The 21179-nt window shown below is 60.2% G+C and carries 22 protein-coding genes; 10 read left to right on the forward strand and 12 right to left on the reverse strand.

The window, feature by feature from the left end:
• Positions 1-38: 38 nt before the first annotated feature.
• The 3 genes from rfaE2 to H1B31_RS01660 are packed head-to-tail and all read right to left on the reverse strand — an operon-like array spanning position 39 to position 3015.
• Positions 39-503 (reverse strand): D-glycero-beta-D-manno-heptose 1-phosphate adenylyltransferase, encoded by a 465-nt coding sequence (gene rfaE2, locus H1B31_RS01650; RefSeq protein ID WP_185980635.1) that lies wholly within the window; start codon positions 501-503, stop codon positions 39-41.
• On the reverse strand, positions 497-1495 hold the full coding sequence (locus tag H1B31_RS01655) for a bifunctional heptose 7-phosphate kinase/heptose 1-phosphate adenyltransferase (protein WP_185981201.1): 999 nt from the start codon (positions 1493-1495) through the stop codon (positions 497-499). Before H1B31_RS01655 ends, rfaE2 begins: the two co-directional genes overlap by 7 nt.
• A complete protein-coding gene (locus H1B31_RS01660) occupies positions 1489-3015 on the reverse strand; it encodes an LPS-assembly protein LptD (RefSeq protein WP_185980636.1) in 1527 nt (508 codons plus the stop codon). The genes H1B31_RS01655 and H1B31_RS01660 overlap by 7 nt, the downstream gene beginning before the upstream one ends.
• A gap of 197 nt (positions 3016-3212) precedes the next feature.
• Here H1B31_RS01660 and H1B31_RS01665 point away from each other — a divergent pair, with 197 nt between their 5' ends.
• Positions 3213-3623, forward strand: coding sequence for a hypothetical protein (locus H1B31_RS01665; RefSeq protein ID WP_185980637.1), 411 nt, complete (start codon positions 3213-3215; stop codon positions 3621-3623).
• Positions 3624-3636: 13 nt separating this feature from the next.
• On the forward strand, positions 3637-4641 hold the full coding sequence (locus tag H1B31_RS01670; RefSeq protein WP_185980638.1) for a hypothetical protein: 1005 nt from the start codon (positions 3637-3639) through the stop codon (positions 4639-4641).
• 52 nt (positions 4642-4693) lie between these two features.
• Here H1B31_RS01670 and H1B31_RS01675 read toward each other — a convergent pair whose 3' ends face one another.
• Positions 4694-5164, reverse strand: a complete 471-nt coding sequence (locus H1B31_RS01675; protein WP_185980639.1) for a DUF3887 domain-containing protein — start codon at positions 5162-5164, stop codon at positions 4694-4696.
• A 25-nt stretch (positions 5165-5189) separates the two neighbouring features.
• Positions 5190-5882, reverse strand: coding sequence for a class I SAM-dependent methyltransferase (locus H1B31_RS01680; protein WP_185981202.1), 693 nt, complete (start codon positions 5880-5882; stop codon positions 5190-5192).
• A gap of 136 nt (positions 5883-6018) precedes the next feature.
• Between H1B31_RS01680 and H1B31_RS01685 the strand changes: the two genes are divergently transcribed.
• Positions 6019-7068 (forward strand): efflux RND transporter periplasmic adaptor subunit, encoded by a 1050-nt coding sequence (locus H1B31_RS01685; RefSeq protein ID WP_185980640.1) that lies wholly within the window; start codon positions 6019-6021, stop codon positions 7066-7068.
• Positions 7065-10100 carry an efflux RND transporter permease subunit gene (locus H1B31_RS01690; RefSeq protein WP_185980641.1) on the forward strand — a complete coding sequence of 1012 codons (3036 nt, stop codon included), beginning with the start codon at positions 7065-7067 and terminating at the stop codon, positions 10098-10100. The genes H1B31_RS01685 and H1B31_RS01690 overlap by 4 nt, the downstream gene beginning before the upstream one ends.
• 85 nt (positions 10101-10185) lie before the next feature.
• Here the strand turns inward: H1B31_RS01690 and H1B31_RS01695 are convergent, their stop codons facing one another.
• On the reverse strand, positions 10186-10821 hold the full coding sequence (locus tag H1B31_RS01695; protein WP_185980642.1) for a DUF421 domain-containing protein: 636 nt from the start codon (positions 10819-10821) through the stop codon (positions 10186-10188).
• A gap of 1 nt (position 10822) precedes the next feature.
• On the reverse strand, positions 10823-11275 hold the full coding sequence (locus tag H1B31_RS01700; protein ID WP_185980643.1) for a DUF3290 domain-containing protein: 453 nt from the start codon (positions 11273-11275) through the stop codon (positions 10823-10825).
• A gap of 218 nt (positions 11276-11493) precedes the next feature.
• Here H1B31_RS01700 and H1B31_RS01705 point away from each other — a divergent pair, with 218 nt between their 5' ends.
• The 5 genes from H1B31_RS01705 to H1B31_RS01725 are packed head-to-tail and all read left to right on the forward strand — an operon-like array spanning position 11494 to position 14764.
• Complete coding sequence (locus H1B31_RS01705) at positions 11494-11688, forward strand: 4Fe-4S binding protein (RefSeq protein ID WP_185980644.1); 195 nt, start codon at positions 11494-11496, stop codon at positions 11686-11688.
• A gap of 1 nt (position 11689) precedes the next feature.
• Positions 11690-12841, forward strand: a complete 1152-nt coding sequence (locus H1B31_RS01710; RefSeq protein WP_185980645.1) for a 2-oxoacid:acceptor oxidoreductase subunit alpha — start codon at positions 11690-11692, stop codon at positions 12839-12841.
• Positions 12838-13689 carry a thiamine pyrophosphate-dependent enzyme gene (locus H1B31_RS01715; protein ID WP_185980646.1) on the forward strand — a complete coding sequence of 284 codons (852 nt, stop codon included), beginning with the start codon at positions 12838-12840 and terminating at the stop codon, positions 13687-13689. Before H1B31_RS01710 ends, H1B31_RS01715 begins: the two co-directional genes overlap by 4 nt.
• Position 13690: 1 nt before the next feature.
• Positions 13691-14221 carry a 2-oxoacid:acceptor oxidoreductase family protein gene (locus H1B31_RS01720; protein ID WP_185980647.1) on the forward strand — a complete coding sequence of 177 codons (531 nt, stop codon included), beginning with the start codon at positions 13691-13693 and terminating at the stop codon, positions 14219-14221.
• A gap of 51 nt (positions 14222-14272) precedes the next feature.
• On the forward strand, positions 14273-14764 hold the full coding sequence (locus H1B31_RS01725) for an NAD(P)H-dependent oxidoreductase (RefSeq protein ID WP_185981203.1): 492 nt from the start codon (positions 14273-14275) through the stop codon (positions 14762-14764).
• On the opposite strand, the gene H1B31_RS01730 is transcribed toward H1B31_RS01725, so the two are convergent.
• The 5 genes from H1B31_RS01730 to mqnE all read right to left on the reverse strand — a co-directional run bounded on the left by H1B31_RS01730 (position 14756) and on the right by mqnE (position 19696).
• Entirely contained in the window at positions 14756-15112 is a 357-nt protein-coding gene (locus tag H1B31_RS01730) for a winged helix-turn-helix transcriptional regulator (protein ID WP_185980648.1), read from the reverse strand. The genes H1B31_RS01725 and H1B31_RS01730 overlap by 9 nt on opposite strands.
• Positions 15113-15231: 119 nt before the next feature.
• Positions 15232-16191 carry an L-lactate dehydrogenase gene (locus tag H1B31_RS01735; protein WP_185980649.1) on the reverse strand — a complete coding sequence of 320 codons (960 nt, stop codon included), beginning with the start codon at positions 16189-16191 and terminating at the stop codon, positions 15232-15234.
• A gap of 535 nt (positions 16192-16726) precedes the next feature.
• On the reverse strand, positions 16727-17575 hold the full coding sequence (locus H1B31_RS01740) for an MTAP family purine nucleoside phosphorylase (RefSeq protein ID WP_185980650.1): 849 nt from the start codon (positions 17573-17575) through the stop codon (positions 16727-16729).
• Position 17576: 1 nt separating this feature from the next.
• On the reverse strand, positions 17577-18602 hold the full coding sequence (mqnC, locus tag H1B31_RS01745; protein ID WP_185980651.1) for a cyclic dehypoxanthinyl futalosine synthase: 1026 nt from the start codon (positions 18600-18602) through the stop codon (positions 17577-17579).
• The gene (gene mqnE, locus H1B31_RS01750) at positions 18599-19696 is read right to left on the reverse strand and encodes an aminofutalosine synthase MqnE (protein WP_185980652.1); all 1098 of its coding nucleotides are present in this window, start codon (positions 19694-19696) and stop codon (positions 18599-18601) included. The genes mqnC and mqnE overlap by 4 nt, the downstream gene beginning before the upstream one ends.
• A 129-nt stretch (positions 19697-19825) precedes the next feature.
• On the opposite strand from mqnE, the gene H1B31_RS01755 reads away from it, so the two are divergent.
• Positions 19826-21154, forward strand: coding sequence for an MATE family efflux transporter (locus H1B31_RS01755; protein ID WP_185980653.1), 1329 nt, complete (start codon positions 19826-19828; stop codon positions 21152-21154).
• Positions 21155-21179: the final 25 nt, after the last annotated feature.

The following is a 21179-nucleotide window of genomic DNA, read 5'->3' on the forward strand; positions in this document are numbered from 1 at the left end:
AGGTTGGTTCTGGTGCTTGTCCCACGCGAACGCGCCCCCTACTTCCGTCCCGCCCGTTCAATAATGTTCGTTGTAGATTTCCCCGCCACAAGCGGGATAAAGGCGACCTCGCCACCGTAACGCTCGACAATGCGCGCCTCGGGCAGCGTCTCACGCGTGTAGTCGCCGCCCTTCGCATACACCGCAGGGCGCACCTTTGCAATCAGCTCCTCCGCCGTATCCTCGCCGAAGATGACGACAGCGTCCACGGATTTCAGCGCACCCACGACCTCCGCACGATCCGCCTCCATATTCACGGGGCGCGTCTCGCCCTTCAGACGGCGCACGGATGCGTCGCTGTTCAGCCCGAGGATGAGCACATCGCCGAGAGAGCGCGCTGCCGCGAGATAGCGGACGTGTCCCGCGTGCAGGATGTCAAAGCAGCCGTTCGTAAAGACGACGCGCAGCCCCGCCGCGTGCAGTATCGCCGCGTACTCCTCAATCCGCTCGCTTGGAATCAGCATCGCTCCGCCTCCTTCCCCGCCGTCAGTGCGGCACGCAGTTCCTCGTATGAGACGGTCGCCGTCCCGCGCTTGCGCACGGCAATCCCCGAGGCGATATTGCTGAGGCGTGCCGCCGTCAACGGGTCAACGCCCGCCCCGAGTGCGAGAATCACAACGGCGACACAGGTATCGCCCGCACCCGACACGTCGAAAATCTCGCTGTGGTCGCTCACGGGGATATTCGTCGCCGTGCCGTCCGCGAGGAAGAGTGTCATCCCCTTATCTCCACGCGTGATGAGAACACCGTCTGCAGAGAGCCGCTGCCGCAGTTCATGCCCCGCCGCACAGATCTCTTCCTCGCAGCACAGCTCCCGTCCCAGTGCTGCTGCCAGCTCCGCATCGTTCTGCTTGACGTAGCCGATGCCCTCGTAGGAGAGGATGTCATAGCGCGAGTCCACGATACTTGGAATTCCCAACCTGCGCGTCTCCTCGATGACGAGGCGGCGCACGCGTGCCGTCACAGTTCCCGAGCCGTAGTCCGAGAGCACAACGCCGCGCACACGTGGGAGTAATGCACGAATCTGCGCAAGCACCCCCTCCTCTGTCTCCTCCGTGAGCGGTGTGTGCCACTCGCGGTCGACACGCACGATTTGCTGACTGACCGTTGCACGTCCGCCCGCGATGATGCGTGTCTTCGTGATCGTCGGATGCGCCTGCGCGCGCACAAAGCCCTCCGTATGCACGCCATTTTCACCAAGCACGGCGAGGAGGGCACCGCCGCTCACATCCGTGCCACAGACGCCCACGGCGTAGGAGAGCCCGCCGAGCGTCGCCGCATTGTTTGCGACATTCGCCGCGCCGCCCGCAACCACACGCTCCTCCCGCTGCTCGAGCACGAGCACGGGTGCCTCACGCGAGATACGCGCAATCGTGCCGTCGAGATAGACATCCGCCACCATATCCCCGATGATAAGGACAGGGGTATCAGCCATTTGTGTGAGCGCATTCACCATGGCGTAAACTCCCATTTAACCTTCCACGAATCCTGCTTCGAGCGGTAGCGCAGGATGATCTGCGAACAGTGCAGATCGTGGAACCAGTAGTAGTCCACATCCGTCCACTTGTGCGGATCGACGGCGTACTTCGTGGCGACACCGATGCGGTTGCGCTCGTCGAGACGGTAACTCAGTCCCGCCTGCAGCACCTTTGAGTAATCCTCCTGATCGAAGTAAAAGAGCGCATTTTGCTTCGTACTCTTTGTATAGATACCGCCGACGTAGGCGGCAAAGCGATCGTTGAACTTCTTCGTGAGATAGGCACTCGCGTTAAAGCCCTGGACGCGCGAGCGGTCATAGCTCTCGCGTGTGATGGAGTAGCCCGCCGCGAGATCAAGCCCATAGCCGTGGAATGGGATCGTATCATGCGCAGCGGAGATGCCGTACTGCCAATGGTTACTGTGAATGCCGCTGCCATACCAGCGCCCATACTCGGAGTAGAGGCGATAAGTGATCGGGGTGTTTCCAAACCGTTTTCCATAGCTTAGGATCAGGGACGGCTCCTTCTTGACCCAGTCGTCATCCCCGTCGTCAAAGACGCCGTATGTCAAAAGAGCACTCGCTCCTCCGTTTCCCCATCCGAGATCGTAGTGACTGCGCCAGCCCTTGTTCGTCGTCACGTAGAGGTTTGCGCGCGCCGTCACGCGCGGAGCAATGTCGTAGTCAAAGACTTGCTCAAGCCAGAAACCGTCGTCACTGTCATAACCCGCCGTCGGAAAGTTACGTTGGATGGGATGCGAGACATCCACCTCATAGTGCTTCTTCTTGAAAATAACCTTGTTCTTGATCCAGAACTTCACATTCGTCAGCACCATGCGGTCGCCCGGATACAGTTCTGCCACATCCGCGCTCAGATGATAGTCCGGCTTCTGTGCCGAGCATTTCGTCTGCGTGCCGTCGTAGACCACGATCTTGTCCGGGTAGAACTCGAACCGCTTGCCCGTCATGTAGTAGCCGCCGACCTTGCCCTTTGCCTCCGCCATCGTGCCTTCGCGTGTCTTGTAGTTGTAGTTGATGCGGTAGCCATCGAGCGTCACGCGTGCCGCGCCCTCTGTCAGCTGCAGCATATGCGCGCGATCAGGGACGGAGACCTCGCCCGAGACAGTGTTGCCCTCTACATAGTCGCCCTGAAAACGCCGTGCCGCAAGCTGCACGATGTCCACATGCCCCTTCGCTGTGAAGTCGCCCGTGCGCTCGTCATAGGTCAAATCATCGCCCTCAAACGCAATCGGCGACGGTGCCGTCGCATCCACGGGATGACGCAGGTACTTCTCCATCTCCCCCACATCGGCGAGCAGCTTCTTCTGCTCCTCCGTGAGACGATTCGCACGCTCCTCACGCCGCTCGTTCTCGATGAAATCCAGATGCTGAAAGCCCGTATCCGTGTCCCCGCGATAGGCAGCATGTGCAGCCGGTGGGAGCACGGTACAGACGGTAGTCATAGCGAGTAGGATGCGCGTTTTTGTAGCCTTGGTCATCGGCGCGTTCTCCTGTCTTTTACAAAGAATTCTGTCGTTCTTATACTACATCATAAACAGAGTTTTCGCAACTGAAAAGAGCGCATACTCATCGAGGTAAAATTGCAGTCTCATACAAGATAAATTTGACGCAAAAAATTTTTTACTCTATAATGAATCCGAATCACAGAAAAATTCGGAAGGGGGCTATCCCACAAATGCAGTGTTTTATGCGCGGCGGAATTCTGCTTGCTGCTCTCGTGTTTTTCACAAGTTTCAACGTGTGTAATGCGGCAGAGGACATGCGCTTCGTCGACGCGGAGGACGACACGGGCTACTATGTCGATGCAGCGACCGTCGTGCGCGTCTCGGATACGGAGCGCGACGCCGTTGTTGCTGTCGTGAAGGCGACTGAGAACCGCCGCTATCTGTACCGCACACGCCTCAACCCGCAGGCGGGAACGTACCAATTCGTCTCCGCGCAGGTTGAGATCTACGATACAAAGGAAGTTCTGCGTACAACGCAGGGCATGGACGTGCCGCAGAAATACACGCCGGCGTCGCCCCTCAGAAGCATCGCGGACTTCATTGAAGAGCTGCTGACGACAAAACAGCAGCCGCCACGGTAGGAGGAGATCATTCATGCAGCAGAAAATCTGTGCACTCGTGCTGACCTTCGTGCTCGCGCTCACGTCTTTCGGCACGGCGCTCGCGGCCGAGCCGCCCAACGCCGTCCAGTCCAAGCTCGCACTCATCGAGCAGGACACCTACGGACAGGAGCAGACGGGCGCGCTGATCGACCGCATCAACCGCCTTGAGCGCGACTATGACGGCAAGCACCGCTCGGGCAGCCTGATGGCGCGCATCGACGCCATCTACGACGAGGTCTATACGAACAGCACAACGCCGTCCGTCCTCATGAACCTCAACGCGATTGAGTGGAACATCAACCACGAGACGAGTCTGCGCCCCGTGCAGGAACGCGTGAGCGAGATGGAGGTCGCACTGCTCGGCAAGACCGCCGAGGGCACGTTCCAAAAGCGGATCTCCACCCTCTCCGAGGCATCCTTCGGCACGAAGGAGATCCCCGTCACGCCCGTCTCCGTTCCCGCGAACACCCTCGTCAAGGTCGCACTCGTGACCCCCGTCAACGCGAAGAACCTGAAGGTTGGCGACACGATCGAGTATCAGGTTGCGGAGGACGTCTTCGTCGGCGATACACTCGTCTTCACAAAGGGCTCGCGCGGCGAGGGCACGGTCACGAAGGTAAAGCAGGCAAAGAACTTCGGGCGCAACGCGCAGGTTGACATCGACTTCAAAAACACGAAGGCGCTCGACGGCACCTACGTCACGACCTTCATCGGCGAAGAGGCGAAGAAGGAAATGCAGCATCTCGCCATGGCTGCGGGTGCATCGCTCGCGGGCATCGCCGTCCTCGGGCCTCTCGGTGTTGTCGCGGGTGCATTCGTCCACGGTAAGAACATCGACCTCCCCGCAGGCACCGAGCTCTACATCCAGACGCAGACCGACACCACCGTCTACGGCGTCCAGACCACCTACGACAGCGCTGCGCCGTTCCAGGCTGCGGCAGCAACCTCCTCGCATAGCGAGAACAACGACACGAGCGTCTACAACGATAACGTGTAACGCATACAAAAAGCTCACGCACAGCGTGAGCTTTTTGTATGTGGTCAATCAATCAGCGGACGAAGAAGGCCGCCAGCTTCATATTCTCATCGTACGTAAGACGGTAGACAACGGCAGTCGCCTTGTAGCCCACGGCGAGCTCGCAGATGACATACCACTTGTCGCCCTCCTTGCCCGCCGTCATAAGAGGCTTGCCAACGCCGGCACGCGCGCCCCACTTCGGCGCGTACTCCGCCTTTGCACCAGAGATCTGCTCCGCCGTCAGATGCGGACGCAGCTCCGTAGTCGCCTCCGCCTGCAGACCGGTCACATCGTCCTTTTCAAAGCGTGCAATCGTCGCCATCACGTGCTGCTCGACCACCTGCACGTCAAACGGCGTCTTCTCTGCCGCCTGTTCCTGCGTCTGCTCCTGCTCGGCAGCAGGAGTCGCATTTTCCTCGGCGTATGCGGCAGGTGCTGCAAAGAATGCTCCGCCGGCAACGAGCGTAGCGGCAAGCATACGGGAAAGTGTACGGAATTTCATAAAAACCTCCTATGTCAATCGAAACTTACTTAATGCAGGAGAAGCACGCGAGCGATTCCACGCACTCGACCTCCACCTCGCGGAAAAGAGCACGCAGACGCGCCTCGAGTCCCGTCTTCGTATCATATGGCGGCGTGAAGAAGCCCATGCGCGTGTAGAGATGTTTCACAACGAACTCTGTGCGCGGATTCCCGCCGAGGACGAACACGGAGCCCGTCAGCCGTCCGCCGGGACGCAGGACGCGATGCACCTCGCTCCACGCCGCCGTCTTGTCCGGGAACGCATGAAATCCGTTGATCGAGACCGCCGCATCGAAGAAATCATCCTCGAACGTCAGCTGTCCGACGTCGCCCTCCACGAAGGCGACATTATGGATGCCGATTGCATCCGCACGCGCGCGCGCCGCCGCGAGCATCGCGGGCGAGTAGTCGAGGCAGGTGATGTCTGCGTTCGGCAGCTCCGCATACACGGGCAGCGAGAGACATCCCGTCCCCACCGGCACCTCGAGCAGCCGTCCCTCAAAGCCCTCATGCGCCGCACGCAGCGCAAGACCGACGTAGCGGCTCACACCGTTTCTGTCCAATCCCCACACGAGCCGCGAGACGAACTTCCCCGACCACGTCGAGTACGTCATCATGCCATCGTACAGACTCGCGAGGCGCCCCACCGAGTGATACGCCCCCCTGATCTTCTCATACCGCCGCAGTTCCTCGTCCATCGTGACATCCTTTCTCATCATTATCGCCATTCATTCTAGCATAAAACGCGCACGTGTTCAAATCCTCTCTCTATGGACACACTCCCGTTTCAGTGGTAAAATTTAGGAAATTACGTCAAACGAAAGGGAGATCATCATGCAGCAGCGTACCTATATCACAGTCCTGCTTGCGGCAGCTCTCGCTGCGGCGGGCTGCGGCACTGAGCAGGTGCAGGAGACACCTGCGCCCCTCGTGCGGACGATGACGGTGGGCGATGCCGCCCGATCAGAGGCGGGCTATACGGGCGCCGTGCGCGGACGCTACGAGACGCGGCTCGCCTTTCAGGTCGGCGGCCAGATTCTCTCACGCAATGTAAATATGGGTGCGCACGTCCGCGCGGGAGATGTGCTCATGGTCATCGACGCACGCGACGTGCAGCAGCAGGCGAACGCGACAAATGCCAGTGTCTCCTCTGCACAAGCACAGCTGCAGCTCGCGCAGACAAATCTCAAACGCTACGAGGAACTGTACGCCGCACAGGCAATCTCAGAGGCGATGCTCGACCAGTACCGCACGAATGCGCGCGCCGCCGAGGCAGCGTATCGGCAGGCAGTCGCGCAGAACGCCGCGAGCAGCAACGCACTCGGCTACACGAACCTCATCGCGGGCGCGGACGGCGTGATCTCGAACATCACCGCCGAGGAGGGGCAGATCGTTGCGGCGGGGCAGACCGTCATGATGCTCACGCAGGATGGCGAGCGCGAGGTTGAGATCGCCGTCCCCGAGAGCCAGCTCTCCGAGATCGTCATCGGCATGCCCGCTGCCGTCTCCCTCTGGGCGAATAACGCCGCACTCACGGGCTATGTCCGCGAGCTCTCTCCTGCGCCCGACACCGTGAGCCGCACCTACGCCGCGCGCATCGCGCTCACAGATGCGCCCGCCGATCTCCCGCTTGGCATGACGGCGCGCGTCTTCCTCGGCGAGGATGCGGCAAAAGGCGCGGTCATCCCCCTCTCTGCGCTCTATCAGACGAGTGATACGGCCGGGGTCTACGTTGTTGAGGACGGCACGGCGCGTCTCGTCCCCGTCACCGTCACAGAGTTTCATAACAGCGACGCCGTTGTCACGGGACTCCCGCGCGGCGCAGTCATCGTGACGGCGGGCGTTCACCAACTCCACGACGGAGAGAAGGTGCGGACGAAATGAGGAATCTCACAGAGCTTTCCCTGCGCCACCGCGCCCTTGTCTGGTATTTCATCATTTTCTTTACCATTGGCGGGGTCTTCGCATACAACGCACTCGGCCGCATGGAGGACCCAGCCTTCACCATCCGTCAGATGGTTGTTACCGCCGCATGGCCGGGCGCGACTGCCGAGGAGATGCAGGAGCAGGTCACGGACAAACTCGAGCGACGCTTTCAGGATACGCCGGGACTCAAGGACATCAAGAGCGAGACGCGCGCGGGGCAGACCATCATCTACATCCAGCTGCGCTCCGACATTGACGACAGCCTCATCCGCCCAACGTGGCGCGACGTGCGGAATTTCGGCGAGGACATCAAAAGCGAACTCCCCGACGGCGTCTATGGCCCCTACTACAATGACCGATTCGACGATGTGTACGGTTCGATCTACGCTATCACAGGCGCGGACTACTCCTATGAGGAACTGCGCGCCATGGCGGAGGCGGCGCGCCGCCGCATCCTCACCGTCCCGAGCGTGCAGAAGGTCATCCTCCTCGGCGTACAGCCCGAGCGTATCTACGTCGAGATCTCCCTCGCGCGTCTGGCGCAGCTCGGTATCCCGCCGACCGCGATCACGGACGCGCTCCATACGCAGGACACAATGACGACGAGCGGTACGGTCGAGACGGAGACGGACACCGTGCAGCTGCGCGCCTCGGGCGTATTTGAGAGCCTTGAGGACATCCGCGCGCTTCCGATTGCCGCAAATGGAAACGTCTTCCGCCTCGGCGATATTGCCACCGTCAAGCGGCGCACGGCCACCCCGCCCGAGCCGATGATGTTCTACAACGGCGCGCCCGCTATCGGCATCGCCGTCTCCATGGAGGACGGCGGCAACATCCTCGCGCTCGGCAGCAACCTCGCTGCACTCACCGACGAAATACGGCAGGATCTCCCGCTCGGCATGGAGCTGAACGAGGTATCGAACCAGCCCGCCGTCGTGCAGCACTCCATCCACGATTTCGTCGAGACACTCGCACTCGCAATCATCATCGTGCTCGCCGTCAGCTTCCTCTCGCTCGGTTTTCGCACCGGGCTCGTTGTCGCGGGCTGCATCCCGCTCGTCCTTGCGGGCACATTCGTCGCCATGTATATGCTTGGCATCGACCTGCACAAGGTCTCCCTCGGCGCGCTCATCATCGCGCTCGGTCTCCTCGTGGACGATGCCATCATCGCCGTCGAGATGATGAGCGTCCAGCTCGAGCGCGGCATGGAGCGTTTTGACGCTGCGTGCTACGCCTTTACCCAGACGGCGAAACCCATGCTCACGGGCACGCTCATCACCTGCGCGGGCTTCATCCCCGTTGTATTCTCAAAGGGCATGGCGAGCGAGTTCTGCCGCAGTCTCTTCCCCGTCATCGGCATCGCGCTCGTCCTCAGCTGGATCGTCTCCGTCATGGTTGCGCCGCTCTTCGGCTACTATCTGATCCGTGTGAAAAAGGGCGCGGAAGCTGCGCACGATCCCTACAGCAGCCCCTTCTACCAACGCTTTCGGCGCGTGCTCACACTCTTTCTCAGTCACCGCGCCGCCGTCCTCATCGGTACGGTGCTCCTCTTCGCGGCATCCATCGCCGCATTTCCGCACATCAAGCAGACCTTCTTCCCGCCCTCGCTGCGCCCCGAGCTCCTCGTTGAGCTGACCCTGCCGCAGGGCGCATCCATCGCCGCAACGGAGCGCGAGGCAAAGGTGCTCTCCGACATCCTCGACGCCCACAGCGACAAGATTGCAAACTATGCCGCGTACGTCGGGCGCACCTCGCCACGCTTTGTCCTGCCCGTCAATGTCAAAGCCGACGCGGACAACCGCGCCCAATTCGTCATCACAGCGAACGGTACCAAGGAGCGCGAGGAGCTTGCCGCACTCATTGCAGGGGCACAGCTGAACGAACTCTCGGGCGTGCGCGTCGCCACACAGTACATCCAGACAGGGCCGCCCGCCGACTTCCCCGTCATGCTGCGTGTCTCTGCCTCCACAACGGACGAGGTGCGCCGTATCGCAGAGCAGGTCGCAGCGATTGCCGCAGACGATCCCGCCACGACGAACATCCATCTCGACTGGACGGAGAAATCCAAGGCGGTGCAGATCGACTTTGATAAGGCAAAGCTGAAGCTCTACGGCATCAGCGCGCACGATGTCAAGCAGATGCTCTACACCGAGCTGACGGGCGCACAGGCGGCAGAGTTCTACACGGGCGACCGCACGATCGGCATCGTCCTGCGCCTCGCGGACGAAGACCGCACGAATCTCGAGCGGCTCGGCGAGCTGCCGATTGCAACGCAGGGCGGCTACGTCCCGCTCGCCCAGATCGCACACCTCTCCTATGCGGCGGAGGACGGACTCATCAAGCGGCGCAACCTATTGCCCACCATCATGGTGCAGGGCGATGTCGTGCGCGGCGAGGGCAACGACGCGACGCAGCGCATCTACCGCGCGACGGAGGAGCTGCGCGCCTCCCTGCCCGCAGGGGCGAGCATTACTCCCGCAGGCGCGCTTGAGGACTCGGCGGAGGCGATGCGCTACCTCGTGCAGCCCGTGCCCGCCATGGTCTTTATCATCATGACCCTCCTCATGCTGCAGGTCGGCACAATGGGCAAGATGGCGCTCACCCTCCTCACCGCCCCGCTCGGACTGATCGGCGTAGCGCTCGCGATGCTCCTCACCGACTCCGCGCTTGGCTTCGTCGCTTACCTCGGCGTCCTCGCCCTCTTTGGCATGATCATCCGCAACTCCGTCATCCTCATCGACCAGATCAAAAAACATGAGGATGCGGGCGAGAAGCCCCTCGACGCCATCATCGACTCGGCAGTCCTGCGCTTTCGCCCGATCATGCTCACCGCCGCCGCCGCCATCCTCGGCATGCTCCCCCTCATGCGCAGCGTCTTCTGGGGACCAATGGCGGTCGCCATCGCGGGCGGCCTCATCGTCGCAACGGTACTCACCCTCTTGGTGCTGCCTGTCATGTATGCAGTCGCGTATCGTGTGAAGGGTGAATAGAAGAGCCGCACTATGCAGGCGGCGTAGGCGTCCCGCTGCACATAAAAGCCGCCCGACGAAATGTCGGGCGGCTTTCGTATGCCCCTCACGGACTCTCATACGGGTAAACTGCGAGCGCGTCGTCCTTGTACTCGCCGATGTAGACATCCTTCAGCTCGTACCCTGCCGCGCGCAGTTCGCCGTTCAGCCAGACGCGATCCTTTTCGATGAGTTCGAGGATGTCCTCATCCAGCTGTCCGTCGAGGATGAGCGGATAGCGGGCGTTCTGTTCGCCGTACTGGATGACGGTGAGCTGTCCGTTTGGTTCGAGTACGGCGCGCTTTACGTCCTTTACGAAGTAGACCCCCGCCATGCGGAGTTTCAGCATGATATCGTGCGCGAGGAGTCCGTGTCGCATGCACTCCTCGACCATGAGTTTGCCGCGCTCGATGAGGACGGCGGGACGCCCGTCGACGAAGCCCTTGACCACGGCACTGTTCGACTTCAGATATTTCAGGATCAGCACGAGCATCGTCCACGCGATGAGGACGAGCAGGAAGTCGGGGATCGAGATGCTGTTGTTGTAGATGACGCCGCCGATGATGCCGCCGAGCACATAGTTCTGCACCTGATCGGTCGCGGAGTTCGGCGCAAGGTTGCCCTTGCCGAGGAGGTTGATCTGCACGATGAGACAGAGGAGACCGAGCGCGAGCTTTGCAAGCATGAGCGAGTAGATGAGCATGTCAGTCCTCCTTGTCCACAATCTTCACGTCACGATACAGGAGATGTGTTCGTTCGTACTGGAACGCGGTGAAGTCCGCATTGAATGTCACGGCGTAGAACGCCCCCTGCACATCGACGAGCATCCCCTGCTTCAGATAGGTGGAGTTCGTGCGGATCTGTGTCACCGGCACGTTCAGATCCTCGCTGAGACTATGGAGGAAGGTCACCATGCGCGAAGTCTGCTCGTGGTCGCTCTGCGCCGCATTGTAGCTGTTCCACTGCACGCCGCCGAGGAATGCGACGGCAAGGAAGAGGATGACGATGAGATCACGGTCACGCGTGACGAGCCGTCTGCGCAGATGTTTGACGCTCATGACGAAGAGTGCTGCGAGCGCGAGGAATGACAGGACGTACCACAGGGTATCGTTAAACTGGCTGTGCGCTGTGATGTAGTCATATGTATAGAATGACAAAGAAACACCTCCAAACGCTCACAGATTACTACGTCGGGAGGTGTTCGTCAACAACACCCGCAAAAAGATTTTTCATCCCCATGTATTCATTACCCGCAGTATATTTCGTCTATATTTTCTGTTATAATGATGAAATCATCCGACGGCAACGAACGGATGGAGCTAGAAAATCTGTGTATATGGGATGTGTTTCCGCATCCCGGCGGGAGTTGAACGCCATGAAAGGTGAGCTGTTTATCAAGGAGAAGCGGTGCAAGGGCTGCGGCATCTGCGCTGCGTTCTGCCCGAAGAAGGTGCTCGAGGTGAGCCTCCTCGGCAAGATCACGCCTGTCCGTCCTGATGATTGTATCGCGTGCGGGCAGTGCGAGATGCGCTGTCCCGATTTTGCGATATTCGTGGAACGGAGGGCGTGATATGGCTGAGACGAGAGCGCGGCTCATGCAGGGCAACGAGGCGGTCGCCGAGGGCGCGATTGCCGCAGGTGTGACGTTCTTCGCGGGCTATCCAATCACGCCGTCGACGGAGATTGCAGAGCAAATGGCAAAAATGCTGCCGAAGATTGGCGGCACGTTTCTCCAGATGGAGGACGAGATCGGGGCGATGGGTGCCATCCTCGGCGCATCGCTCGCGGGCGCAAAGGTGATGGACGCGACGAGTGGCCCCGGTTTCTCGCTGAAACAGGAGCTGATCGGCTATGCGGCGTGCGCAGAGATTCCCTGCGTCGTGGTGAATGTGCAGCGCGTCGGTCCCTCGACGGGACAGCCGACGGCACCGTCGCAGGGCGATGTCATGCAGGTGCGCTGGGGCACGCACGGCGACCATCCGATCATTGCGCTCTCGCCGTGGAGCGTGCGCGAGTCGTTCGATATGGCGGTGATGTCGGTGAACTACGCGGAGCGCTTCCGCTCGCCCGTCATCCTTCTGACGGATGAGATTGTGGGACATCTGCGCGAGAATGTCGTCCTCCCCTCCGCTGACGAACTCGATATCTATCCGCGCCGTCTGCCGAACAAGACACGCGCCGAGGGGTATCAGCCCTTTGCCGTGGGCGAGGATCTCGTGCCCGATGTGGCGCGCTTCGGCGATGGCTACCGCATCCATGTGACGGGACTGCTCCACGACGAGACGGGCTTCCCCTCGGGCAGCCCCGTGGTGACGGAGACAATGCTCCACCGTCTACATGAAAAGATCAACCGCGTGGGCGAGGAGATCATCCACACAGAGGAGTACTTCATGGAGGATGTGGAGTTCGCCGTCGTCAGCTACGGCGGCACCGCGCGCACGGCGTACGAGGCGGTACGCGAGGCACGCGCGGAGGGCATCCGCGTCGGCTTCCTGCGCCTCAAGACCATCTGGCCGTTCGCGGATGCAGCGATCGGACGGCTCGCAGATCGCGTGAAGAAGATCCTTGTCGCGGAGCTGAACTACGGTCAACTCGTGGGCGAAGTCACGCGCGCGGCGCATGGCACGCCCGTCCGCCCCTGTCTCAAATACAATATGCTGGACTTCACCCCGCAGGAGATTGCGGCGGCAATCCGCGAAATGAGCGAGGAGGGGCGGGCATGAGCACGGATATGAACACACACGTGGAGATCGACCGCGGCTTCGAGCAGTTCTTCCGTCAGAACCGCCTCCCCCATCTCTGGTGTCCGGGCTGCGGCAACGGCACGGCGCTCAAGTGCATCGCGCAGGCAATCGAGGGTGCGGAAGGATTCACACAGGACAATACCGTCATTGTCTCGGGCATCGGCTGCTCCTCACGTGGCTCAGGCTACATGGATTTCGACACAGTACATACAGCGCACGGACGTGCGATTCCATTTGCAACAGGAATCAAGCTCGCACGTCCCGAGCTGAACGTCATTGTCATTACGGGAGATGGCGATTGTACTGCCATCGGTGGTAATCACTTCCTGCACGGCTGCCGCCGCAACGTCGATCTGACGGTCATTCTCTTCAATAACAATATCTACGGCATGACGGGCGGGCAGTCCTCGCCGACCACGCCGCCGGGCAAGAACACGACGACCGCGCCCTATGGCACGATCGACCGCCCGCTTGACGCGTGCCGCATCGCCGAGGCGGCGGGCGCAACCTATGTCGCACGCTCGACCGCATTCCACGTCAAGCATCTCACGCAGATGATTGCGGGCGGGCTTGCCGACCATGGCTTTGCCCTCATCGAGGCGATGGTGCACTGCCCGACTGCCTACGGGCGCAAAAACAAGATGGGCTCACCCGCCGCAATGCTCGAATGGATGCGCGACGCCGCCGTCATGAAGACGGCGTGGGACAAGCTGCCGCCCGAGAAACGCACGCCCGAGAAATTCCCCATCGGGCTTCTCTATGCGTGCGAGGGCGAGGAGTACGGCAAGGCGAACGCTGAGATCCAGCGGCGCGCGGGAGGGCTGTGATATGCAGAAGGAACTTCGTCTCTCAGGTTCGGGTGGGCAGGGTGTCATCACTGCCGCCATCATCTTTGCCGAGGCGGCGACCGCGTGCGGCATGAACGTCGCACAGTCGCAGTCCTACGGCCCCGAGGCGCGCGGCGGCGCATCGCGCTCGGAGGTCATCGTCAGCGACGATGTGATCTACCATCCACACGTCGAGCATCCCGACATCGTGCTCGCGATGACACAGGCAGCGGCGGACAAATATGCGGGCGACCTCGATTCCGAAAAGGGCATCCTGATCGTCGACAGCGAGTTGGTTCCGAACGTCCCACAGGCGGCACACGTCGTCGCTGTGCCCATCACGACGCTCGCGATTGAGAAGATCGGCAAGGCACTCTTTGCGAACATCGTCGCCCTCGGCGCAATCACGCGCGTCTCCGGGCTCGTCCCGCTCGACGCCGTCAAGACCGCCGTCGCAAGCCGTGTCCCGCCGCACACCGTCGACGCGAATATGCAGGCGCTCATGGTCGGCTACGAGGCGGCAAAGAACTAAACAGCCAAAAACCTCTCGCAAGTACGCGGGAGGTTTTTTAGGAAGCGATGGCTGGAGGAACTGGGCAAACAGCCCGATCGCTATACGATCCACAGGCTTTCCGCGTGCTATCCAGACGGTCGGATTGACGTAGAACAGGAGCATCGGCTCGTCGAGGCACACGGCAGTCTGATTTTCCAGTTCCCAATCTATTGGTTCTCCTGCCCGCCGCTGCTGAAAACATGGCTCGACGAGGTGCTGACGCACGGCTGGGCGTATGGAAGAAACGGCGGGGATAAATTGGAGGGGCGCAAGGTCGCGCTCGCGGTCACGACGGGCGTGCGCGCGGAGGATTACAACATCGACGGACGATACCACTATACGCTCGCGCAGCTGCTCGCCCCGTTTGAGACCACACTGCGATACTACTGCCGTGCCGACTATCGGCCGTTCTTCGCCTTTTACGGTGCGGAGTGCGTGCCGGGCGAGGAGTATCACTCGGGCGCAGAGGAGATCGAACAAAGTGCGCGAGACTATGTTCGCTTTGCAGAGGCGCTATCGTGACGCAGGAACATCACCCCTGTGGCGCTCGCCCCAATCGCACATGTTGTGAAGAATCGGAATAAGAGAGCGTCCGCGTTCCGTGAGCATATACTCCACCTTGGGCGGCACTTGCGGATACTCTTTCCGCACAACAAGACCGTCCGCCGCGAGTTCCTTCAACATGACGGAAAGGGTCTTATACGAGATTCCCTCGATGCGGCGATAGATCGCATTGTGACGAAGCACGCCACATTCTGTGAGCAGATAGAGGATCGCCATCTTGTATTTGCCGCCGATGAGCGACAGCGTGTAGTGAAATCCCGTCCGCGTGATCTCCGTCCCCTGCGGGACACAGCTGCCATGTTCCATATATCCCACCAATCACATACACATCAGAAGAGCCGCCCTCTATCGGTCATACAGGCGGCTCTTCTCATTTCGTTTCAACTATTCCTATTATAGGATGGCACAGTCTGTCCGTCAAGCGCTCACTTCACCCCGGCACCATCGAGCGCGGCGCGGACGCTCTTCTGTGCACGTACGAGTTTCTCCATCTCGTCCTCGGGCAGATGTACCTCGAGGGAGCGTACAATACCGTCCTGCGAGATCATGCGCGGGATGGAGAGCGCCACGTCCCGCATGCCATACTCGCCATTCATAACGGCAGCACAGGGCAGAATTGTATGCTCGTTGTAGAGGATCGCTTTGATGAAGCGGCAGGCAACCATCGCGATGCCCGTATTCGTAAAGCCCTTGAGGTTGATAACATCGTACGCGGTCTGGATGAGCCCCTGCTCGACCTCTTTGCGGCTCAATTTGTTCTTAAAGTGAAAGTACTCGTCGAGATGGTCGATGCCAAGCCCCGCGCAGTTGACCGTCGACCATGCGACAAAGGCGTCGTTGCCGTGCTCCCCGAGCACGTAGCCGTGGATGTTCTTCGGATCCATATCGTAGTGCTCGGCGAGAATGTAGCGGAAGCGGTAGGTCTCAAGCATCGTGCCCGTGCCGAGGATCTTCTCGCGCGGGTAGTCGAACTCCGTCGATACGACGTAGGTCGCGACATCGAGCGGGTTCGTAATCATGATGATCATGGCTTCCTTCGTGTATTTCACAATCTCAGAGAAGATGGAGCGCATGATCTTCGTATTTGTGCTCGCGAGCTTTAGGCGGTCAGGCGTCTCACCGGGCAGGATCGAAGGACCCGCCGTGATGACGATGAATGCCGCGTCCCGGCAGTCCTCATAGGTGCCTGTATGAACTTTGATATTGGTGCTGTACGGCGAGGACATGGCGTGACTTGTGTCGAGCGCCTCGCCACGCGCGCGATCCATATCGAGATCGATAAGTGCGATCTCCGATGCGAGCTGAAAATCCGTGATCTTGTTGAGCACGGCGGAGCCGACATTGCTGGTTCCGATGATGACGACTTTTCCCCTGTTGACTGACATGGTAAAACCTCCCAAAAATGCAAAAAAGTCCGAACGCATAGATATGCGCTTGGACGCTATGGACTCATGACGAACTGCGTGGAAACCAGCCGTTTCATGGTGGATTGCACTTCTTTTCAGTAGGACATTGCCGCAGGATTTCCTGCGCCATCATAGTAGCACCACAGGGAATCATTGTCAATGGATTTTTGACGGAGTTTGACGTGTATACAAGATGGTTTTTATTGTCGATGGGTCAATGTGAAACGACAGTTCACAGACAAATATTTTCGTGCTATAATGCACGCAGGTGTTGTCAACAGCGGTAGGCGGTTAGTCTCCTCAAGAGAGGAGGCGATACTTGTGACTCTGTACGATTTTCTGTCGTTCATCTTTCTTGTAACGATCTGTATCGTAGCCTTGAGACCATAAGAAGACCCGCCTGCAGTCACCAACTCTAGGCGGGTTTCTTATAACCATTTCTTAGATTACGGGGCTGACCGTTTACCGGCAACACCTTTTTCTCTGTTTATTATACAATTTCCGTGTATTTCCGTCAACCCTTATCCGACTCTGCATTGTAGACATCCTTGAGCAGTGTCTCTTTGCGCAGGCTGCGGCATTCGCACGCGCTCTCCTCGGCGGGGACGCTGCGGATGGTGGCGAGCAGGATGTCGCCGATCATGGGCGCATCGTCGTAGAAAATCTGTGAGAGTGTATCGTGCGACCACGGGCGGATACCCTCGCCATAGTTGACGACGAAGTACAGCCCCGCATAGCACGCGCCGATCTCACGTGCGAGATAGACCTCGGGTGCAAGGCTCTGCCCGACGATGTCCGCGTGCCCCTTCAGCATGGCGATCTCGGCGGGACTCTCGAAATGCCGCCCATCTGTGACGGCGTAGATGCCTCGGTCAAAGATGCGCCCCGTATAGCGTTTCTTTGTCTCCGCAACGAGCGTCGTGCGAAGTTCCGAGCAGAGTGCGTCGCGCATCACGAGCAGATAGCGTCCGTCGAGCATGACATCCTTGCGTACGGAGAGGTCGAGATAGTCGTTGGGGATGAGGAAGTCACGCGGATCGAGCAGGGGATTCACAGTCCCCACGCCGCCCTCGGAAAGGATGCGCCGCACGCCCGCGTCTCGCAGCACCCAGAACACCTGCCGCGATGCGTCCGCGCGCGTCACACCGCTGCGCCAGCCGTGCATACGACAGGTCAGCACGCGCCGCCCCGCGACGGAGAACAGGCGGAATGCGGGACTCTCGCCGTACGGTGTCGCAAAGTGCAGCCCATCTGCGAGGATCTCCACATCGTCCGCCATCGAGGCACGCGGGAAGTCGCTCGACAGCGTCCCCGAGCCGCCGATGATGGCATATCCCGCCGCAGGAACCTGTTGCTCTGCCATGCTAAAACCTCCGTATCACGCGGTAGCGCGTGTCGCGCTGCGCCGGCTCTCTGCCCGCACCGCGTATCAGATCAATCATCTTCTTAATCGACATATTGTACCGCGTTCCCGCCGCACGCACGACATTCTCCTCAAGCATGATACTCCCAAGATCGTCCGCGCCAAAGCCGAGCGTCAGCTGTCCGATGCGCTCTCCCTGCGTGACCCACGATCCCTGGATATGCGCGACATTGTCCATGTAGAGACGCGTGACGGCAAGCGTCCGCATATAGTCCCAGCTCGAAGTCTTTTCCCCGCCGAGTGCGGTATTGCCCGGCTGAAATGTCCACGTGATGAACGCGCGGAAGCCGCCCGTCTCCTCCTGAAGCCGCCGGATATGCTCCATATGCTCCACGCGCTCCGCCATCGTCTCGCCAAAACCAATCACCATCGTCGCCGTCGACTCCATCCCAATCTTGTGCGCCGTCCGCATCACACGCAGCCAATCCTCGGTCATGATCTTCTTCGGTGCGATGAGCCTTCGCACGCGGTCGACGAGGATCTCCGCACCGCCGCCGGGGAGCGAGGCAAGCCCCGCATCCTGCAGCCGCCGCAGCGTGTCCTCAATCGTAATGCCCTCCTTTTCGGCAAAGTACAGAATCTCCGTCGCCGTAAAGGAGTGGATCACGATGGAAGGATAGCGATCGCGGATCGCACGCAGCATATTCTCATAGTAGGAAAGCGGCAGATCGGGATGAATGCCGCCCTGGATCATGACCTGCGTGCCGCCCGCTGCCGCCGTCTCGCCGACCTTCGCGAGAATCTCCTCCATCGGCAGGAGGTAGCCATCCTCCGCGCCCACCTTTGTATAGAACGCACAGAAACGGCATTCGTTCACGCAGATATTCGTGTAGTTGATGTTGCGGTCAACGATGAACGTCACCGTATCGCCGAACCGCCGCCGCCGCTCCGCGTCCGCCGCGCGTCCGAGGTCGATGGGGTCGCCGCTCGTGAGGAGGTCTGCCGCCTCCCGCTCCGAAAGTCTCATGCGCCCTCCCCCGCCGCAATCGGCTGATAAAATGTGTCGCGCTCCACAGGCTCATAGCCCGCCTCGCGAATCATTGCGTCGAGTTCGCGCCGCGTGATGCCCGTCTGCGTCTGTGCGCCCGCTGCGTGGATGATCTTCTCCTCGCCGATCGTGCCGTCGAGATCGTCCGCGCCGAAGCCAAGCGCGAGCTGTGCGATGGGCTGCGTCAACATGACCCAGAACGCCTTAAAATGCGCGACATTATCGAGGACAAGGCGTGAGAGCGCAAGCATCTTCATATCCTCCCACGAGCCGACGCGCATGAGTTTCTTCTCTGCACCGAGAGCCGTGTTCTCGGGATGAAACGGAAAGAGCATGAACGCCTGGAAGCCGCCCGTCTCATCCTGCAGTTCGCGCAGAGCAAGCAGATGGTCAATGCGCTCCTCCACCGTCTCGATGTGCCCGTACATCATGGACGCATTTGTGCGGATGCCAAGTTCGTGCGCCGTACGCATACAGTCGAGCCACTCGGCACGCGTTGCCTTGTTCGGGCAAATGATTGCGCGGACGCGGTCGGACAGGATCTCCGCGCCGCCGCCGGGGAGGGATGACAGTCCCGCCGCCTGTAGCGTACGCAGAATGTCGCGGACAGAAGTCCCCTCCGTCTTTGCAAAGTTCACAACCTCCACGGGCGTGAACGCCTTGATATCCGCGTGCGGAAGTGCCGCACGCACCTGCCGCACCACGCCCTCGTAGTAGGAGAAGGGACGATCTGGATGCAGGGCACTCACGATATGGATTTCCGTGAGGCGCGGCGTATTTTTCGCCAGTTCCAGCACGCGTGCGACATCATCCGTTTCCATAATATAGCCGCGCGTATCTCCCTGCTCCACCTGGAACGCGCAGAGAGGGCAGTTCGCGCTGCATATATTCGTGAGGTTGATGTGGCGGTTCACCGTATAGTAGACGTTCTTCCCGCTCGCACGCTCCTTCGCCGCACGCGCCCATGCGGCGAGCGCGAGGAGGTCGTTATCCTCATAGAGGGCGAGCGCATCCTCCCTCGTCAGCCGCGCCCCGCGCTCGGCGGCGGCACGGGCTTTCTTTCGATCACTCATGTACGATATTCTCTCCTTACAACACTCCCGCAAGTGTACCAAAAGCGGCGGGATTTTGCAAATCCTCCGCGCTTGCTTTCCCCCGTGTTCCATGCTATGATAGCGCCTACTATCAACGGAGGAGACGAAATGCCGCAGCTATCCCAGCCCATCACCTACCGCACACTGCTCGCGTTTGCCGTGCCGATGATCGTGTCTCAACTCTTTATGAATGTGAACTTCATCGTCGACGGCTTCTTTGTGGCGCACGCCGTCGGGACGGACGGGCTGTCGGCGATCAACATCGTCATGCCGTTCATCCCGCTCACGATTGTGCTTGCAACCATGCTTGGCACGGGCGGGAGTGCGCTCGTTGCAGCACAGCTCGGCGCGGGCGAAAATCGCCATGCACGCGAAAATTTCTCCCTGCTCGTCCTCGTCTGCGTCATTCTCAGCACGATGATTGCCGTGCTCGGCATGACCTTCCTGCACCCGATTCTCTATTTCTTTGGCGCGGACGATGCCCTCTATCCGCTCTGCGAAGTGTACGCCGTACCTCTCTTCGTCTCGACACCGCTCACAATGGCGGGGCTGATCCTCGACATCTTCCTCGTTGCGGCGGGACAGCCGCGTCTCGCGATGCTCTCCTCCTTCGTCGGCGGCATCGTCAACATGGTGCTCGATTACCTCCTCCTCTTTATCCTCGGCTGGGGGCTGGAGGGAGCATCCATCGCCACAGCAACGGGCTACTCCATCTCCGCATTCGTAGGACTTTACTACTTCTCCATTCATCGGCGCGGCACACTGCGGTTCGTACGTCCCGTCTGGCGGCTGCGTGCCGTCCTCTCCGCGATGGGCAACGGCTCAAGCGAGATGGTGATGCAGCTCTCGATGAGCCTCATCATGATCGTCATGAACAACACGATGATGCGTCTGGCGGGCGCGGACGGTGTGGCGGCAATCGCCATCTCGGAGTACATCTCCGGTCTGCTTACCGCCATTTACATGGGCTACGCCGAGGGCGTCGCACCTCTGGCGAGCTTCAACTACGGCAAACGTGACACGCACGCCCTGCGTGGAATTCTGCGCCGCAGTCTCACACTCATCGCCGCATTCTCCCTCTTTACCACCGCCCTCAGCATCCTCATCGCCGCGCCGATCACAGGCATCTTCGCCGCCGAGGGCACGCACGTCTACGAACTCGCCGTACACGGCTTCCGCATCCACGCGATCGCCTTCCTCTTCCTCGGATTCAGCATGTACGGCTCGTCGCTTTTCACCGCACTCGGCGACGGGCGCACCTCTGCCCTGCTCTCCGTCTGGGACACACTCGTCTGTCTGCTCGGCTTCCTGCTCCTCCTGCCGCACATCTTCGGTGTGGGCGGCGTATTCATGGCGACGCCTGCCGCAGACTTCCTCGGCGCATCGCTCACCTTCCTGCTCCTTTGGCAGAAGTGGAAGCAATACGGATATCTGTAGGGAAGACTGCCTTGATCCATGTCAA

Origin of the sequence: Selenomonas timonae (assembly GCF_014250475.1) — a bacterium.
GTDB classification, from domain to species: Bacteria; Bacillota; Negativicutes; order Selenomonadales; family Selenomonadaceae; genus Centipeda; species Centipeda timonae.

Bases quoted from the DNA above. Each gene is read 5' to 3' on its own strand.
- rfaE2 (WP_185980635.1), bottom strand. From the start codon at position 503: ATGCTGATTCCAAGCGAGCGGATTGAGGAGTACGCGGCGATACTGCAC.
- H1B31_RS01655 (WP_185981201.1), bottom strand. From the start codon at position 1,495: ATGGTGAATGCGCTCACACAAATGGCTGATACCCCTGTCCTTATCATC.
- H1B31_RS01660 (WP_185980636.1), bottom strand. From the start codon at position 3,015: ATGACCAAGGCTACAAAAACGCGCATCCTACTCGCTATGACTACCGTC.
- H1B31_RS01665 (WP_185980637.1), top strand. From the start codon at position 3,213: ATGCAGTGTTTTATGCGCGGCGGAATTCTGCTTGCTGCTCTCGTGTTT.
- H1B31_RS01670 (WP_185980638.1), top strand. From the start codon at position 3,637: ATGCAGCAGAAAATCTGTGCACTCGTGCTGACCTTCGTGCTCGCGCTC.
- H1B31_RS01675 (WP_185980639.1), bottom strand. From the start codon at position 5,164: ATGAAATTCCGTACACTTTCCCGTATGCTTGCCGCTACGCTCGTTGCC.
- H1B31_RS01680 (WP_185981202.1), bottom strand. From the start codon at position 5,882: ATGGACGAGGAACTGCGGCGGTATGAGAAGATCAGGGGGGCGTATCAC.
- H1B31_RS01685 (WP_185980640.1), top strand. From the start codon at position 6,019: ATGCAGCAGCGTACCTATATCACAGTCCTGCTTGCGGCAGCTCTCGCT.
- H1B31_RS01690 (WP_185980641.1), top strand. From the start codon at position 7,065: ATGAGGAATCTCACAGAGCTTTCCCTGCGCCACCGCGCCCTTGTCTGG.
- H1B31_RS01695 (WP_185980642.1), bottom strand. From the start codon at position 10,821: ATGCTCATCTACTCGCTCATGCTTGCAAAGCTCGCGCTCGGTCTCCTC.
- H1B31_RS01705 (WP_185980644.1), top strand. From the start codon at position 11,494: ATGAAAGGTGAGCTGTTTATCAAGGAGAAGCGGTGCAAGGGCTGCGGC.
- H1B31_RS01710 (WP_185980645.1), top strand. From the start codon at position 11,690: ATGGCTGAGACGAGAGCGCGGCTCATGCAGGGCAACGAGGCGGTCGCC.
- H1B31_RS01715 (WP_185980646.1), top strand. From the start codon at position 12,838: ATGAGCACGGATATGAACACACACGTGGAGATCGACCGCGGCTTCGAG.
- H1B31_RS01720 (WP_185980647.1), top strand. From the start codon at position 13,691: ATGCAGAAGGAACTTCGTCTCTCAGGTTCGGGTGGGCAGGGTGTCATC.
- H1B31_RS01730 (WP_185980648.1), bottom strand. From the start codon at position 15,112: ATGGAACATGGCAGCTGTGTCCCGCAGGGGACGGAGATCACGCGGACG.
- H1B31_RS01735 (WP_185980649.1), bottom strand. From the start codon at position 16,191: ATGTCAGTCAACAGGGGAAAAGTCGTCATCATCGGAACCAGCAATGTC.
- H1B31_RS01740 (WP_185980650.1), bottom strand. From the start codon at position 17,575: ATGGCAGAGCAACAGGTTCCTGCGGCGGGATATGCCATCATCGGCGGC.
- mqnC (WP_185980651.1), bottom strand. From the start codon at position 18,602: ATGAGACTTTCGGAGCGGGAGGCGGCAGACCTCCTCACGAGCGGCGAC.
- mqnE (WP_185980652.1), bottom strand. From the start codon at position 19,696: ATGAGTGATCGAAAGAAAGCCCGTGCCGCCGCCGAGCGCGGGGCGCGG.
- H1B31_RS01755 (WP_185980653.1), top strand. From the start codon at position 19,826: ATGCCGCAGCTATCCCAGCCCATCACCTACCGCACACTGCTCGCGTTT.